14 protein-coding genes are annotated in these 12296 nt (G+C 60.0%); 10 read left to right on the top strand and 4 right to left on the bottom strand.

The window, feature by feature from the left end; translation table 11 throughout:
- Nucleotide 1: 1 nt before the first annotated feature.
- Nucleotides 2–1396, bottom strand: coding sequence for a hypothetical protein (locus C4S63_RS13840; RefSeq protein WP_235000027.1), 1395 nt, complete (start codon nt 1394–1396; stop codon nt 2–4).
- 307 nt (nt 1397–1703) lie between these two features.
- Nucleotides 1704–2861, bottom strand: coding sequence for an acyl-CoA dehydrogenase family protein (locus tag C4S63_RS13835; protein ID WP_103917924.1), 1158 nt, complete (start codon nt 2859–2861; stop codon nt 1704–1706).
- A gap of 321 nt (nt 2862–3182) precedes the next feature.
- Between C4S63_RS13835 and C4S63_RS13830 the strand changes: the two genes are divergently transcribed.
- The 7 genes from C4S63_RS13830 (at nt 3183) to C4S63_RS13800 (ending at nt 9289) form a co-directional block, all read left to right on the top strand.
- Nucleotides 3183–4385: a 3-oxoadipyl-CoA thiolase gene (locus C4S63_RS13830; protein ID WP_103917923.1), complete on the top strand. Its 1203-nt coding sequence runs from the start codon at nt 3183–3185 to the stop codon at nt 4383–4385.
- 46 nt (nt 4386–4431) lie between these two features.
- On the top strand, nt 4432–5598 hold the full coding sequence (locus tag C4S63_RS13825; protein WP_103917922.1) for an acyl-CoA dehydrogenase: 1167 nt from the start codon (nt 4432–4434) through the stop codon (nt 5596–5598).
- A gap of 125 nt (nt 5599–5723) precedes the next feature.
- Entirely contained in the window at nt 5724–6179 is a 456-nt protein-coding gene (locus C4S63_RS13820) for a MarR family winged helix-turn-helix transcriptional regulator (protein ID WP_062816316.1), read from the top strand.
- A 155-nt stretch (nt 6180–6334) separates the two neighbouring features.
- Complete coding sequence (locus C4S63_RS13815) at nt 6335–6763, top strand: organic hydroperoxide resistance protein (protein WP_063508073.1); 429 nt, start codon at nt 6335–6337, stop codon at nt 6761–6763.
- 138 nt (nt 6764–6901) lie between these two features.
- Nucleotides 6902–7729: a YbaY family lipoprotein gene (locus C4S63_RS13810; RefSeq protein ID WP_146063389.1), complete on the top strand. Its 828-nt coding sequence runs from the start codon at nt 6902–6904 to the stop codon at nt 7727–7729.
- An 85-nt stretch (nt 7730–7814) separates the two neighbouring features.
- Complete coding sequence (locus tag C4S63_RS17660) at nt 7815–8162, top strand: DUF3302 domain-containing protein (RefSeq protein WP_062816313.1); 348 nt, start codon at nt 7815–7817, stop codon at nt 8160–8162.
- The gene (locus C4S63_RS13800; RefSeq protein WP_103917921.1) at nt 8162–9289 is read left to right on the top strand and encodes an HlyD family secretion protein; all 1128 of its coding nucleotides are present in this window, start codon (nt 8162–8164) and stop codon (nt 9287–9289) included. Before C4S63_RS17660 ends, C4S63_RS13800 begins: the two co-directional genes overlap by 1 nt.
- On the opposite strand, the gene C4S63_RS13795 is transcribed toward C4S63_RS13800, so the two are convergent.
- A complete protein-coding gene (locus tag C4S63_RS13795) occupies nt 9283–9528 on the bottom strand; it encodes a hypothetical protein (RefSeq protein ID WP_062816311.1) in 246 nt (81 codons plus the stop codon). The two genes, C4S63_RS13800 and C4S63_RS13795, sit on opposite strands and share 7 nt — an antisense overlap.
- A gap of 65 nt (nt 9529–9593) precedes the next feature.
- On the opposite strand from C4S63_RS13795, the gene C4S63_RS13790 reads away from it, so the two are divergent.
- The 3 genes from C4S63_RS13790 (at nt 9594) to C4S63_RS13780 (ending at nt 11662) form a co-directional block, all read left to right on the top strand.
- On the top strand, nt 9594–10202 hold the full coding sequence (locus C4S63_RS13790) for a YigZ family protein (RefSeq protein WP_369826449.1): 609 nt from the start codon (nt 9594–9596) through the stop codon (nt 10200–10202).
- 182 nt (nt 10203–10384) lie between these two features.
- A complete protein-coding gene (locus tag C4S63_RS13785) occupies nt 10385–10792 on the top strand; it encodes a DUF1330 domain-containing protein (protein ID WP_062816309.1) in 408 nt (135 codons plus the stop codon).
- A 138-nt stretch (nt 10793–10930) separates the two neighbouring features.
- The gene (locus C4S63_RS13780) at nt 10931–11662 is read left to right on the top strand and encodes a dienelactone hydrolase family protein (RefSeq protein WP_062816308.1); all 732 of its coding nucleotides are present in this window, start codon (nt 10931–10933) and stop codon (nt 11660–11662) included.
- A 161-nt stretch (nt 11663–11823) separates the two neighbouring features.
- Here C4S63_RS13780 and C4S63_RS13775 read toward each other — a convergent pair whose 3' ends face one another.
- The gene (locus tag C4S63_RS13775; RefSeq protein ID WP_103917919.1) at nt 11824–12243 is read right to left on the bottom strand and encodes a DUF3617 domain-containing protein; all 420 of its coding nucleotides are present in this window, start codon (nt 12241–12243) and stop codon (nt 11824–11826) included.
- Nucleotides 12244–12296 lie beyond the last annotated feature (53 nt).

Here is a 12296-nt window from a genome sequence, read left to right as displayed (position 1 = left end):
CCTACAATATTGCCGCAACCAGCATCATCCATAACGCCAGCATTGGCACCACCAGCACAAAGAACAATCCGTTCCAGCGCCAGGCGATCCGGTAGGGCGAGCGGCCAATCAATTGGCTGAGCACGAGCATGGAGGCAGTGAACGGCGAGGAAATCATCGACAGGCTCCAGGCGCACATCAGACCTACGGCCAGCAGGCGTGGGTCGGCGCCGACCCCATCACCCAGCAAGGATGCCAGTAAGGTGACTGAAACGATCGGGTTGAGCCCTACCTGTGCCAGCGCCACCACCAGCAACATGGCAGCCACGGCCATGGCGGCGCCCTGAAGGTGGGTGGCTTGCAGCAGCTCGTGTAACTGGTGTTGGTCAATCAGAGGCGTCAGTAGGGCGCCCAGGCAGGCGGAGCCGCCCAGCACGGCAATTTCTCCGCGATTGGCGCCAAAGATCAGCCGTGAGTGTCTCCCCAGTAACGTCAGGGCCCGGGGCAAGCCGGTGCCGCCGCCCAGCCGCCGCCGTTGCAGGGCCATCCACAGTATTGCTGACAGCGGGCAGGCTACCAGCACGGCCACGGGCAAACGCAGGTCCGCTGTCACCGACAAGGCGAAAACGCTCAGGGTGATCCCCAGCGCCAGCAGGGTGAATTGCCACAGTGGTTTCAGGGAGGGTGGCGCGGTGTGTGGTACCCGGCTGGCCAGATGGCCGGGGCGTAATTGCCAGTCCAGCCACCATCCCAGCAGGAAGAACAGGCCGGCGGTGGGCAGTGCCACCGGCGCCAGTGTGGCCCAGGTGAGACTCGGCATATTGGCCAGGATCACTGCCATGGTGATACCCAGAGGCGAGACCAGTGGTGCCAGGGCAAACCCGCGCAGAATCGACAGCATCATGCGTCGCTCCCGCGCCGTCTGAATCTCCTCATGGCCGCCGGCGGCTTTCAGGGTATTGCTGCGCAGTGCCATGGCGCCGAACAGATTTAGCACGCCGATATTGATGATCACCCCGAACAGGGCGGTGCCCAGTGACAGGGTGGGATAACGCAGGGCCGGTTTCTGGCGGATCAGGGTAGTGCCGGCCTCGCGCACCAGCCGCGAGCGCATGGCGGAGACTCGCAGCAGCCCCAGGGACGACACAAAGGTGGCAAAGAAACAGAGCCGATCCAGCGCCCCTAACAGAATGGGAACGGGCTGGGCGTCACGCCAGACAACCACAGCGGCCATGGCGATCACCCCCAGCAGAATCCCCTTTGCCATCCGGGTCTGGCGGGGCCATTGCACCAGTAGATAAAGCAGCAGTGCGATGCGCGCCAGCCAGCCCCCGGCTTGCAGGTCGAACACCAGAAACAGCAGGGTGCCCAGCATGCACAGGGGGAGGGTGTAATGGAGTAGGCGGGTCAGGGACATGGGTGAGTTGCGAGTTGAAAGTTCAAAGTTGAAACGTGAATCGCTGTTGCTGCCAATCGAACAAAGCCGGACCCGCGCCGGTAGGTCTTATTCGCGATGCGAGCATCGTTTCCCACAGGGCCCCAAAGAACGATAGGTCTTTTTGTGGGAACGGAGCATAGCGGAGTAACGCCCGCAGGGCGGCCCGAAGGGTGAGCGCAGCAAATAAGCTATGCTTGCATAGCGAATAGAGCATTTGACCGCGGGCACTGATTCCATCAATTACCTTTGGCCTGGAACGCGCTTTTGAACTTTCCACTTTAAACTTTCAACTATTCCCTGCCTGCCGCGCCAGCTCCCGGGCAATGACGATCTGCTGGATCTGGGTGGTACCTTCGTAGATCCGGAACAGGCGCACGTCGCGGTAGAAGCGTTCCACCGCATAGTCCGCCATATAGCCGGCACCGCCGTGAATCTGCACGGCACGGTCCGCCACGCGGCCTACCATTTCAGAGCAGAACAGCTTGCAGCAGGACGCATCCAGACTGACCTTTTCACCCCGGTCCTTGCTGCGGGCGGCTTCCAGCACCATGGAGCGGCCGGCAAACATTTCCGCCCGGGAATCCGCCAGCATGGCCTGAATCAACTGGTGTTCGATGATGGGCTTGCCGAACTGTTTGCGCTCGGCGGCAAAATTCACTGCGTCTTCAATCAGTCGCGTGGCCACCCCTACACAGATCGCAGAGATATGCAGGCGGCCCCGGTCCAGCACTTTCATGGCGGTCTTGAAACCCACGCCTTCCTTGCCACCGATGATGTTCTCGGCGGGCACCCGGCAATTGTCGAAAATGATGTCGCAGGTGTGCGCGCCTTTCTGGCCCATTTTTACATCGGCCTTGCCGCGGGAAATGCCGGGGGTATCGCCTTCCACGATAAAGGCGGTAACGCCACCGCCACCCTGGATCTCTGGGTCGGTGCGGGCCATCACGGTAAACAGGCCCGCATGGGGACCATTGGTGATGTAGCGTTTGGTGCCATTGAGAATGTAGTGGTCGCCCTCCCGCTGGGCGCGGGTTTTCACCGCACCGGAATCAGAGCCCACATCCGGTTCGGTCAGGCAGAAGGCGCCAATCACTTCGCCCGTGGCCAGCGCCGGGACGTATTTCTGTTTCTGTTCTTCGGTACCATCAATGAGGATGCCTTGGGCGCCGATGCCATTATTGGTGCCCATCAGGGAGCGGAAAGCCGGAGAGGTGCGGCCGAGTTCAAAGGCCACCAGCACTTCCTCTTCCATGGTCAACCCCAGGCCGCCGTATTGCTCGGGGATCGACAGACCGAATAGCCCCATGGCCTTCATGTCGGCGACAATGTCATCGGGAATGGTGTCCGTCTCAGCCACGTGCTGTTCAGCAGGCACCAGTCGTTCACGGACAAAGCGGGCAATGGTATCGGTCAACTGGCTGAGGATTTCGGCATCACGAATCATGGTCGGGTCCGGCGGTAACATTGGGTCTTTTGGGGGCGTGACCGCGAGGCGAATCACTTGCATCGCACTCTGTCACGGCCTATTCTGCCCGTCAAGTTTTCAAAACAACATTCCGCATAGCGGACAAAGGCGGTTGAAAGTTCAAAGTTTAAAGTTGAAACGCGGGATGGGAGTCTGCCATTCGATAGTAGTATCGCCGCGCCCCAATGCTGGCTCTCAAGCCCGTCAGCGCGGGGAATGAGTGTAACGGGTGGCGCCTGACTCAGTCGCGTTTCAACTTTGAACTTTAAACTCTTCAACTCCCTGAACGGGAGAGTGCAAATGCTGGATGCCTATATCTACGATGGTCTGCGAACCCCTTTTGGTCGCCATGGTGGCGCCCTGGCGCCGGTGCGTCCGGATGACCTGTTGGCCGGGGTGATCCGTGAGCTGGTACAGCGCAACGGGTTCGAGCTGTCCCGCTATGAAGACGTGGTGATCGGCAATACCAATCAGGCCGGTGAAGATGCCCGCAACGTGGCGCGTCACGCCGGCCTGTTGGCGGGGCTGCCGGAATCCGTGGCCGGGATTACCGTTAACCGCCTGTGTGGCAGTGGCCTGGCGGCGACGCTGGATGCGGCGCGCATGGTGACGGTGGCCGAGGGCGAGCTGATTGTCTCCGGCGGCACCGAGTCCATGAGCCGGGCGCCGTTCGTGATGGCCAAGGCCGAGAAAGCCTTCAGCCGCGATATGACCATCTTCGACAGCACCATCGGCGCCCGCTTCCCCAACCCGGCCATCCTCAGCCAGTTCGGTGCCGACACCATGCCGGAAACCGCCCAGAACGTGGCCGACGACCTGGGCATCAGCCGTGAGGCATCGGATGCTTTTGCCGCTCGTTCCCAGCAACGCTACCAGGTGGCCCGGGAACAGGGTTTCTACCGGGAAGAGATTCTGCCGGTGACCGTTCCCCAGGGCCGCAAGAAAGAGCCGCTGACGGTGACAGAGGATGAGCATCCCCGCGCCGGCACCACCGCTGAAAAGTTGGCAAAACTGCCTGCTATCGTTGAGGGTGGCATCATCACCGCAGGGAATGCCTCCGGCGTGAATGACGGCGCGGCGGCGCTGATTATCGGTTCCCGTGCTGCTGGTGACGCGGCGGGCATTGCCCCGCGTGCCCGGATTCTGGCGGGTGCGGTGGCTGGTGTGGCCCCACGGGTCATGGGTCTGGGCCCGGTGGAGGCCTGCCGCAAGGCTCTGGCCCGGGCCGGTCTCACCCTGGCGCAGATGGATGTAATCGAGATCAACGAGGCGTTCGCCACCCAGGTACTGGGCTGTTGCAAACAGCTGGGTTTAGCTGGCGATGATGAACGCCTCAACCCCAACGGTGGGGCCATTGCCGTGGGGCACCCACTGGGGGCATCCGGTGCGCGCCTGGCCCTCACCGCCATGCGCCAGCTGGAGGCCAGTGGAGGCCGCTATGCGCTGGTCAGCCTGTGTATTGGCATTGGTCAGGGTGTGGCCATGGTGATTGAAAGGCAGTGAACAGTTAATAGTGAATAGTTAACAGCGAAAGAATTTGGGAAAAGACATGCAGAGATTCGACTGGAAAGATCCGTTGTTGCTGGAAACCCAGCTCACCGAAGACGAGCGCATGATCCGTGATGCGGCCCATGATTACTGTCAGAGCAAACTGATGACCCGGGTGCTGGAAGCGAACCGGCACGAGGTGTTCCATCGGGAAATCATGACGGAAATGGGGGAGCTCGGTTTTCTCGGTCCCACCATTCCCGAGCAGTATGGCGGCGCCGGGGTGAACCATGTGAGCTACGGCCTGGTGGCCCGGGAAGTGGAGCGGGTGGATTCGGGTTATCGCTCGGCCATGAGCGTGCAGTCGTCGCTGGTGATGTTTCCCATTCATGCCTTTGGCAGTGAAGCGGTGCGCGAGAAATACTTGCCGAAACTGGCTACCGGCGAGTGGGTGGGCTGCTTCGGGCTTACCGAGCCGGATCACGGTTCCGACCCGGGCTCCATGAGCACCCGCGCCAAGAAGGTGGACGGCGGCTACCTGCTCAACGGTGCCAAGACTTGGATTACCAATTCTCCCATTGCCGATGTGGCGGTGGTGTGGGCCAACCTGGATGGCAAGATCACCGGCTTTGTGGTGGAGCGCAGCTTTGACGGTTTCACCACACCGAAAATAGAAGGCAAGTTCTCCCTGCGCGCTTCCATCACCGGGCAGATCATGCTGGACGACTGTTTTGTGCCGGACGAAAACCGCCTGGACGTGGAAGGACTGAAAGGGCCGTTCAGCTGCCTGAACAAGGCCCGCTACGGGATCAGCTGGGGCGCCATGGGCGCGGCGGAATTCTGCTGGCAGGCGGCCCGGCAATACACCCTGGACCGCAAGCAGTTCGGTCGGCCCCTGGCCGCTACCCAGCTGATCCAGAAAAAGCTGGCGGACATGCAGACGGAAATCACCCTGGGCCTGCAGGGCGCTTTGCAGCTGGGCCGGTTGATGGATAGCGGCCACTGGGCGCCGGAAATGGTCTCGCTGATGAAACGCAACAACTGCGGCAAGGCCATCGACATCGCCCGTCAGGCCCGCGACATGCACGGCGGCAACGGGATCAGTGATGAATACCATGTGATCCGTCATGTGATGAACCTGGAGGCGGTGAACACCTACGAGGGCACCCATGATGTGCATGCCCTGATTCTGGGCCGTGCCCAGACCGGGATTCCGGCCTTCGGTTGATAGCGCGACGCTGAAGACTCTGAAGCCCCGGCAAGCCGGGGCTTTTCGTCCCGCCATTCGCCTTGCGAGCAAGGCTCCAATAAAAGGTGCTTGCTATTAAATAGCGCGCTATTTAAAGTGGGCCCATGAACGATGACGCTCCTGACAATACCTCCTGGCTGAAGCTGGACCTGCAGGTCTGTTTTGCCCTGTATTCCGCGCAGCTTGCCATGAGCAAGGTGTACCGCAAGCTGTTGAAGGAGCTGGGACTCACCTATCCGCAGTATCTGGTGATGATGGTGCTGTGGGAGCAGGACAGGCTGTCCGTATCGGAAATCGGCGAACGCCTGTTTCTCGATTCGGCGACGCTCACTCCCTTGCTCAAGCGACTGGAAGGCTTGGGACTGGTGCTGCGCCAGCGTAGTCGGCCGGACGAACGCCATGTGGAGGTGACGCTCACCCAGTCCGGCAAGGCCTTGCGCGACCAGGCGGAGAAAGTGCCCGAAGCGGTATTGTGCGCCAGCCAGTGCCGTCCGGAAGAACTGGTCCAGCTGCGTGATGAGTTACATGCGCTGCGTTCACGGCTGGCCGCGGAAGATTGATTCCGTAGCGAATGGGTTGGGTTGCCCGGTGCCGTTACCGGGGCCCGGCCAGGAAGCAGAATTGCACGTTTTCGCTCCACTAAATAGTGCACGATCAAATCGTGTGTATTGAATGGCGTAGCAAATCACATGAAGGCACATAAAAGGAGAGCATGATGAGTCTGGAAAAAGTGTTGTACGAAGCCACAGCCACAGCCACCGGCGGTCGTGATGGCCGCGCCGCCAGCGATGACGGCCAGCTGTCCGTCAAACTCACCACCCCCAAGGCCCTGGGCGGCCCGGGCGGCGAGGGAACCAATCCGGAGCAACTGTTCGCCGCCGGTTACTCGGCCTGTTTCCTGGGCGCCCTGAAACTGGTGGCCGGCAAGGCCAAGGTGTCCCTGCCGGAAGAAACCGCCATTACCGGTCAGGTGGGCATTGGTCCGCTGGGTGGCGGGTTCGGCATTCAGGCCACCCTGAATGTGAATCTCCCCGGGCTGGATCAGGAGCAGGCACAGACGCTGGTGGAAAAAGCCCATCAGGTATGCCCTTACTCCAATGCCACCCGCGGCAATATTGATGTGGAGTTGGTCGTAACCGTATAGGTGAAAACCTTGAAGAAAGGTAAAAAAGCAGCCCGCGAGGCTGCTTTTTTATGTGGCTTGATTTAATAGTGTTACCTCGGCAGGGAACCGCCGCACGTGCAGAGACTCTGAACACGCTGACGACCAAAAGGAATCATTATGCGATCTTTGACACCGACTCTCCGCTTCCTTCCCGTGTTGCTTGGTGGCGCCGGGCTAATTGCCCTGGTGGGCCTCTCCGGCTGTGACCAGAACACACCGGAATCCGAAAGCGACCAACCGGCCATGACGCAACAGAGTGAAAAAACCGAGCAGCAGGTTCTCAGCGGCAAAATCATGTACCGCGAGCGTATGGCCATGCCGGAAGGCGCCACCCTCACGGTGAGGCTTGAAGATGTCTCGCTGGCAGACGCACCCTCCACCGTGATTGCCGAACAACACATCGATGACCCGGGGCAGGTCCCGGTCCCTTTTACCCTGCGCTATGCCAGAGATGCGGTGGTGCATGAGCACCCCATGGCCTATGCGCTGCGTGCAGAGATTCGTGGCCCGGAAGGGCAATTGTTATGGACCACCACCGAACGGCACACGGTGGAGCTGGGTGAAGGAGCCAGCGGTGAGGATGCCACCATCATGCTGCAGAAAGTTGCTGCGGAGCCGCCAAAAACCGGCATGGCAGGCGCCAGGGAAGCGGGGGCCACTTTCTGGGCGGTGGGAAACGAGCCGGGCTGGCATCTGGCGATTTATCCGGAAGATAAATTGATGTTTGTCGGGGATTACGGTGAAACCGAAGTCACCACTCCCGACCCGGGCGCCCAGACCGAAGGCACGGAAACCATTTACCTGGCCGAGACTGACACCGCACAGCTGAAAGTGGAAATCATCGAAACGCCCTGCGAGGATACGATGAGTGGCGAGAGCTTCGAGTATCAGGTGAAGGTGACCCACAACGAAACGCTCTACAGTGGCTGCGGGCGGGATCTGTAGCCATCTCGGTTTGTGCTGTGCATTGGCACTGAGATGAACTAACGGCGAGGGGGAACTCGCCGTAAACCAATGGGGGAAGGATTGGATGTTGAGTTATCTGGCTCTGGGGTTACTGATATTCGTGGCGCTGGTGCTGTTTTACGGCATCATCGTTATCCACGATATTCCCTATGAAATAGCAAAAAAACGCAATCACCCCCATCAGGATGCGATTCATGTGGCCGGTTGGGTGAGCCTGTTTACCCTGCACGTGTTGTGGCCTTTCCTGTGGATCTGGGCCACGCTTTATCGCCCTGACCGGGGCTGGGGCTTTCAGCAGATACAGGAGCAGCAGCGGGCGGACGAGGCATTGCTGGTTGCCTTGCAGGAAAAGCTGGATGCCCAGGCTGAGCGCATTGCCAGCCTTGAACGCAAGCTGGAGGAGAAAGCCTGATGGAAATGCTCATCCTCCTCACCTATACCGCGATCTGTGTCTTTATCTTCAAACTTTTCAAGATTCCGCTGAATAAATGGTCGGTCCCCACCGCAATCCTCGGTGGCGTTGTGCTGGTCGGCGCCATGGTGCTGGCCATGAACTACAACCATCCATTCACCCGCAAGGTCCGTCAGGTCTATGTGGTAACGCCGATAGTGCCGGAGGTGCGCGCCCGGGTTCTGGAAGTCCCGGTGACGCCGAACACCCCGGTGAAGAAGGGCGATCCTCTGGTGATTCTGGATGACACCCGCTATCAGGCAAGAGTGGCCCAACTGGAAGCCCAGTTGGCCGACACCAGTCAGCTGGCAGAAGGCAATGTGGCCTCCGTGGCGCAAGCGCGCGCCAAGGTTGCCCAGGCGACGGCCAAACGTGATCAGGCGGTACGTACCCTGCGTCGTTACGAAGGCGCGCTGTCGGCATTCAGCAAGCAGCAGGTCGATACCCAGCGTGAACTTGTGACGGCAGCCAATGCGGACCTGGATGCCGCCCTTGCTGCACTGGCCAAGGCAGAATCGCAGCTTAACGGGGCCGTGGATGGTGACGACCCGGCGGTGGCGGCCATCAAGGCGCAACTGGAAGAGGCCCGTTTTGATCTGGAAAACACCATCATTCGCGCGCCCATGGATGGGTTTGTCACCCAGTTGGCGGTTCGGCCTGGCATGATGGCGGTACCGTTGCCGCTCAAGCCGCTGGCCAACTTCGTCAACAGTGAGAAACGGCGCTACGTGGCGGCGTTCCGCCAGCAATCCCTGCTGCGCTTGCAGCCCGGCAGTGAAGCGGAGGTCACCTTCACCTCGTTACCGGGGGAGGTGTTCACCGGCAAGCTGGTGGAAGTGTTGCCAACGATTGCCGAAGCCCAACTGTCTGCGGGTCAGCAGCTGATCGGCGGTGATGCCTTCCTGCGCATGGATAATGAAGCCCTGGCGATTATTGAGCTGGAAGCCAATGACAGTGTGGATGCGTTGCCGATGGGGGTCAGCGCCCAGGCCGCGGTTTATTCGGAGCATCTTCACCATGTGGCCATCATCCGCCGCATGCTGTTGCGGATGATGAGTTGGCAACATTACCTCTACGTGGATCACTGATCCGTATCGCGGGCGGCCATGGGCCGCCCTTTTTCATCCGGTGCCAGCAAGTGATAGATAAACCGGCCGGCGCCAAGCCAGAGCAGGGCGCTCAGCGTGAGAAAGACAATGCTGCCATCCTGATACAGGGCCCACAGCAACGGCGCGAAGATCACGCCACTGACAGGCAGGGCGACACCAACGGCCAGCTGTTTGCGGCGGCGCAGGCTGTGATTGTCTCGGCGGAGGGGGTCGGTCATGGCGGGTCACGTATTCGGATAACAACGGCAATTACCTTACCATAGCCGTTTCCTGTCAGTGATACCTGGAGTCAGCCATCAAAGGTTATCCCGTTCCCGCCGGTCCCGTTGACCGGGAGCTGCTGATCAACAAAAGCCGCTTTATCACCTGGCTTCGGCCGGTGAGCAGCCGCGAACAGGCCATGGCAATCATCGACGAGGCCAGAGCCCTTTATCCGGATGCCAGTCACCATTGCTACGCCTATCTGCTGGGCAGCCCGGCGTCTGCCCAGGCGGCCATGAATGACGATGGCGAACCCTCCGGCACCGCCGGCAAACCCATTTTCAATGTGATCCAGCACAAGGGCATGAGTGATGTGCTGGTGGTGGTGATCCGTTATTTCGGTGGTGTGAAACTGGGCGCCGGCGGCCTGGTTCGTGCCTACGCGGCTGCCGCGGAAACGGTGTTGGCGGAAGTAGAACGGGTGGAGAGCGTTCCGCAGTGTACCTGCCAGCTGGCGTTGGACTTTCCCCTGGAGCAACGTCTTCGACACTGGGCGGAGCAGAATGGAGCAGCGGTCCTGGACGTGCAATACAGCCAGCGGGTGGCGATGACGTTGCGCTGCCCGACGCAGAGTCTGGCCGATCTGGAAAGCCTGTGTGCAGCGGAACACATTACCCTGGCAACACAGTGACCGCTTTGGCGTGCAGGGTGTCGTGATTGGCCCTGTCCCTTTTTCGGATATGGCGGCAGGGTAGGGATTGGACTTCTGGTCTTGCCGGGGACATTTCGGGTAAAGCCTGCCGTTGGTACCTTGCTGGCAAGGCGAAGCCCTAATGAAGACTCGGCCTCACTGAAAAAACACACGGAGTCACCATGTCAGAGAAACCGGTTATTGATCCCAACCCGCAACGCCTGCCCGAGATTCTGGCGTCCCTGCCGGACGATACCCCCATCGTCATGCTGAATCTGCTGCGTTTTAACGACACTGCGCGCTACAAGGATGGCGAAGCAGACTACAGCGGGCGCGAGGCCTACCAGAAATATTCCGACGTGGCCTTTGGCAAGGTGCGCGGTGTCGGCGGTGAGATGGTCTGGAAGGGCAAGGCCCTGGCAGGCGTGATTGCCCCGGAAGGAGAGAAGTGGGACGACGTGCTGCTGGTCCGCTACCCCTCCAAACAGGCCTTTGCCTCCATGCTGGCCGACCCGGAATACCGGGAAGCCACCCGACACCGCACCGCCGCCCTGCAGGAGGCGCGGTTGGTGGCCATGCAGGAAGGGTGAGAAGCAATTAATAATGAATAATTAATAGTTAATAACGAAGTGGAGTGGCCCCGATGGACAGGGATGTCTGCCCCGGCTAGTAGTAGCCTCTGGTTTTCGTTATTCATTATTCACTATTAACTATTCATTGGTCTTCCCATGTCCAACCAACCTGTAGGCATTCCCATCCCCGGCGGCCATACCATGCGTGCCCGTTGGCTGCGCCCCGAAACCGCTAATCCCCATAAGGCGGCGGTGATCGCTATCCATGACATCTTCGGCTATACCGAGGATATCGAGCGCATTGCCCAGCGGCTGGCGGATAACGGTTATCCGGTGTTGGTGCCGGACCTCTATGATCTGCCCGGCAGCAAGGCCCTGTGTGTGGTGAAAACCCTGAAGGCCCATGAGACCGGCAAGGGCCAGACCTTCGAGCAGCTGGAAGCCTGCCGGGAATGGTTGCTCAATCAGGGCGAGGAGGCGGTGACCCAGGTGGGTGTCATGGGCTTCTGCATGGGCGGGCGTTTTGCAGTGCTCTACGCCAGCCAGGCACCGGTACAGGTCGTGGCACCGTTCTATGGCGGTATCCCGAAAAACGTGAAAGATGTGACCGGCATTTGCCCGGCAGTCGGTGGCTGGGGTCGCACAGACATGATCTATGGTGACCATGGTGATCGTCTGGCAAAACACATGGAGGCGCTGGGCGTGCCCCACGATATCAAGACCTATGAAGACGTGGGCCATTCCTTCATGAATGACCACCAGACTTTCACCTTCAAGAAACTGGGGCCACTGCCGCCGCTGCGCTCAAAATTTGATGCAGGTGCATCGGAAGACAGCTGGCAGCGGGTGTTGGCGTTTTTTGAGAAGGTGTTTGCCGGGAAGCTATGAAGCGCCTCGCTGCGTTGTTGGCGCTATGCTCGCATGGCGAAGGGTGGATGACCGGTATCACCATCTGACTAAGCCCCTTCGCCATGCAAGCATAGCTCCAACGGTTAGGTGTTAGGTGATGATTTCGTTGGAGCCTTGCTGGCAAGGCGAACCGCCAATTCTTATTCAGGGCAATCCGAGCTGGCCCATTTTCCTTCGCTTGTCGACACCATCTGGTTGCCCGGCATGGTCATGTCGATGACGCTGGTGTAATGGGTGTCGCTGTGCAACGTCACTGAACCTTTCATGGTGCTCTGCATGCCATTCTGGTTGCAGGAAGCATCCCAGCTCAGACTGTCTCCGCTGCGATCCACCTGGCCCAGGTCGCAGCCTTCAGCGTTCCAGTCCTTGCGCAGGGCGGTCACCACGTCCTCGGCCTGATCGGCACTGAGGCAATCCTGCTGGGTATGGGCGCGCATCTGTGGTGGCAGATTGTCGCCTTCCATGGTGGTATTGATCTGCCACAGGCCGGGCTTCAGGTCGCCAGCCATAACCGGTGCGCACAGGGCCAGCGTCGCTGCCAGCAAGAGGGGATGTTTCATATCGCGTCCCTTCGTCGGTTGAACCGTGAAATCCCAGAGTAGCAACGGCCGGC

The organism is Alcanivorax sp. DSM 26293, from assembly GCF_900107995.1.
Lineage (GTDB): Bacteria > Pseudomonadota > Gammaproteobacteria > Pseudomonadales > Alcanivoracaceae > Alcanivorax.
The sequence above is the reverse complement of the archived record's forward strand: the minus strand, read 5'-3'. Positions and strand labels throughout refer to the sequence as shown.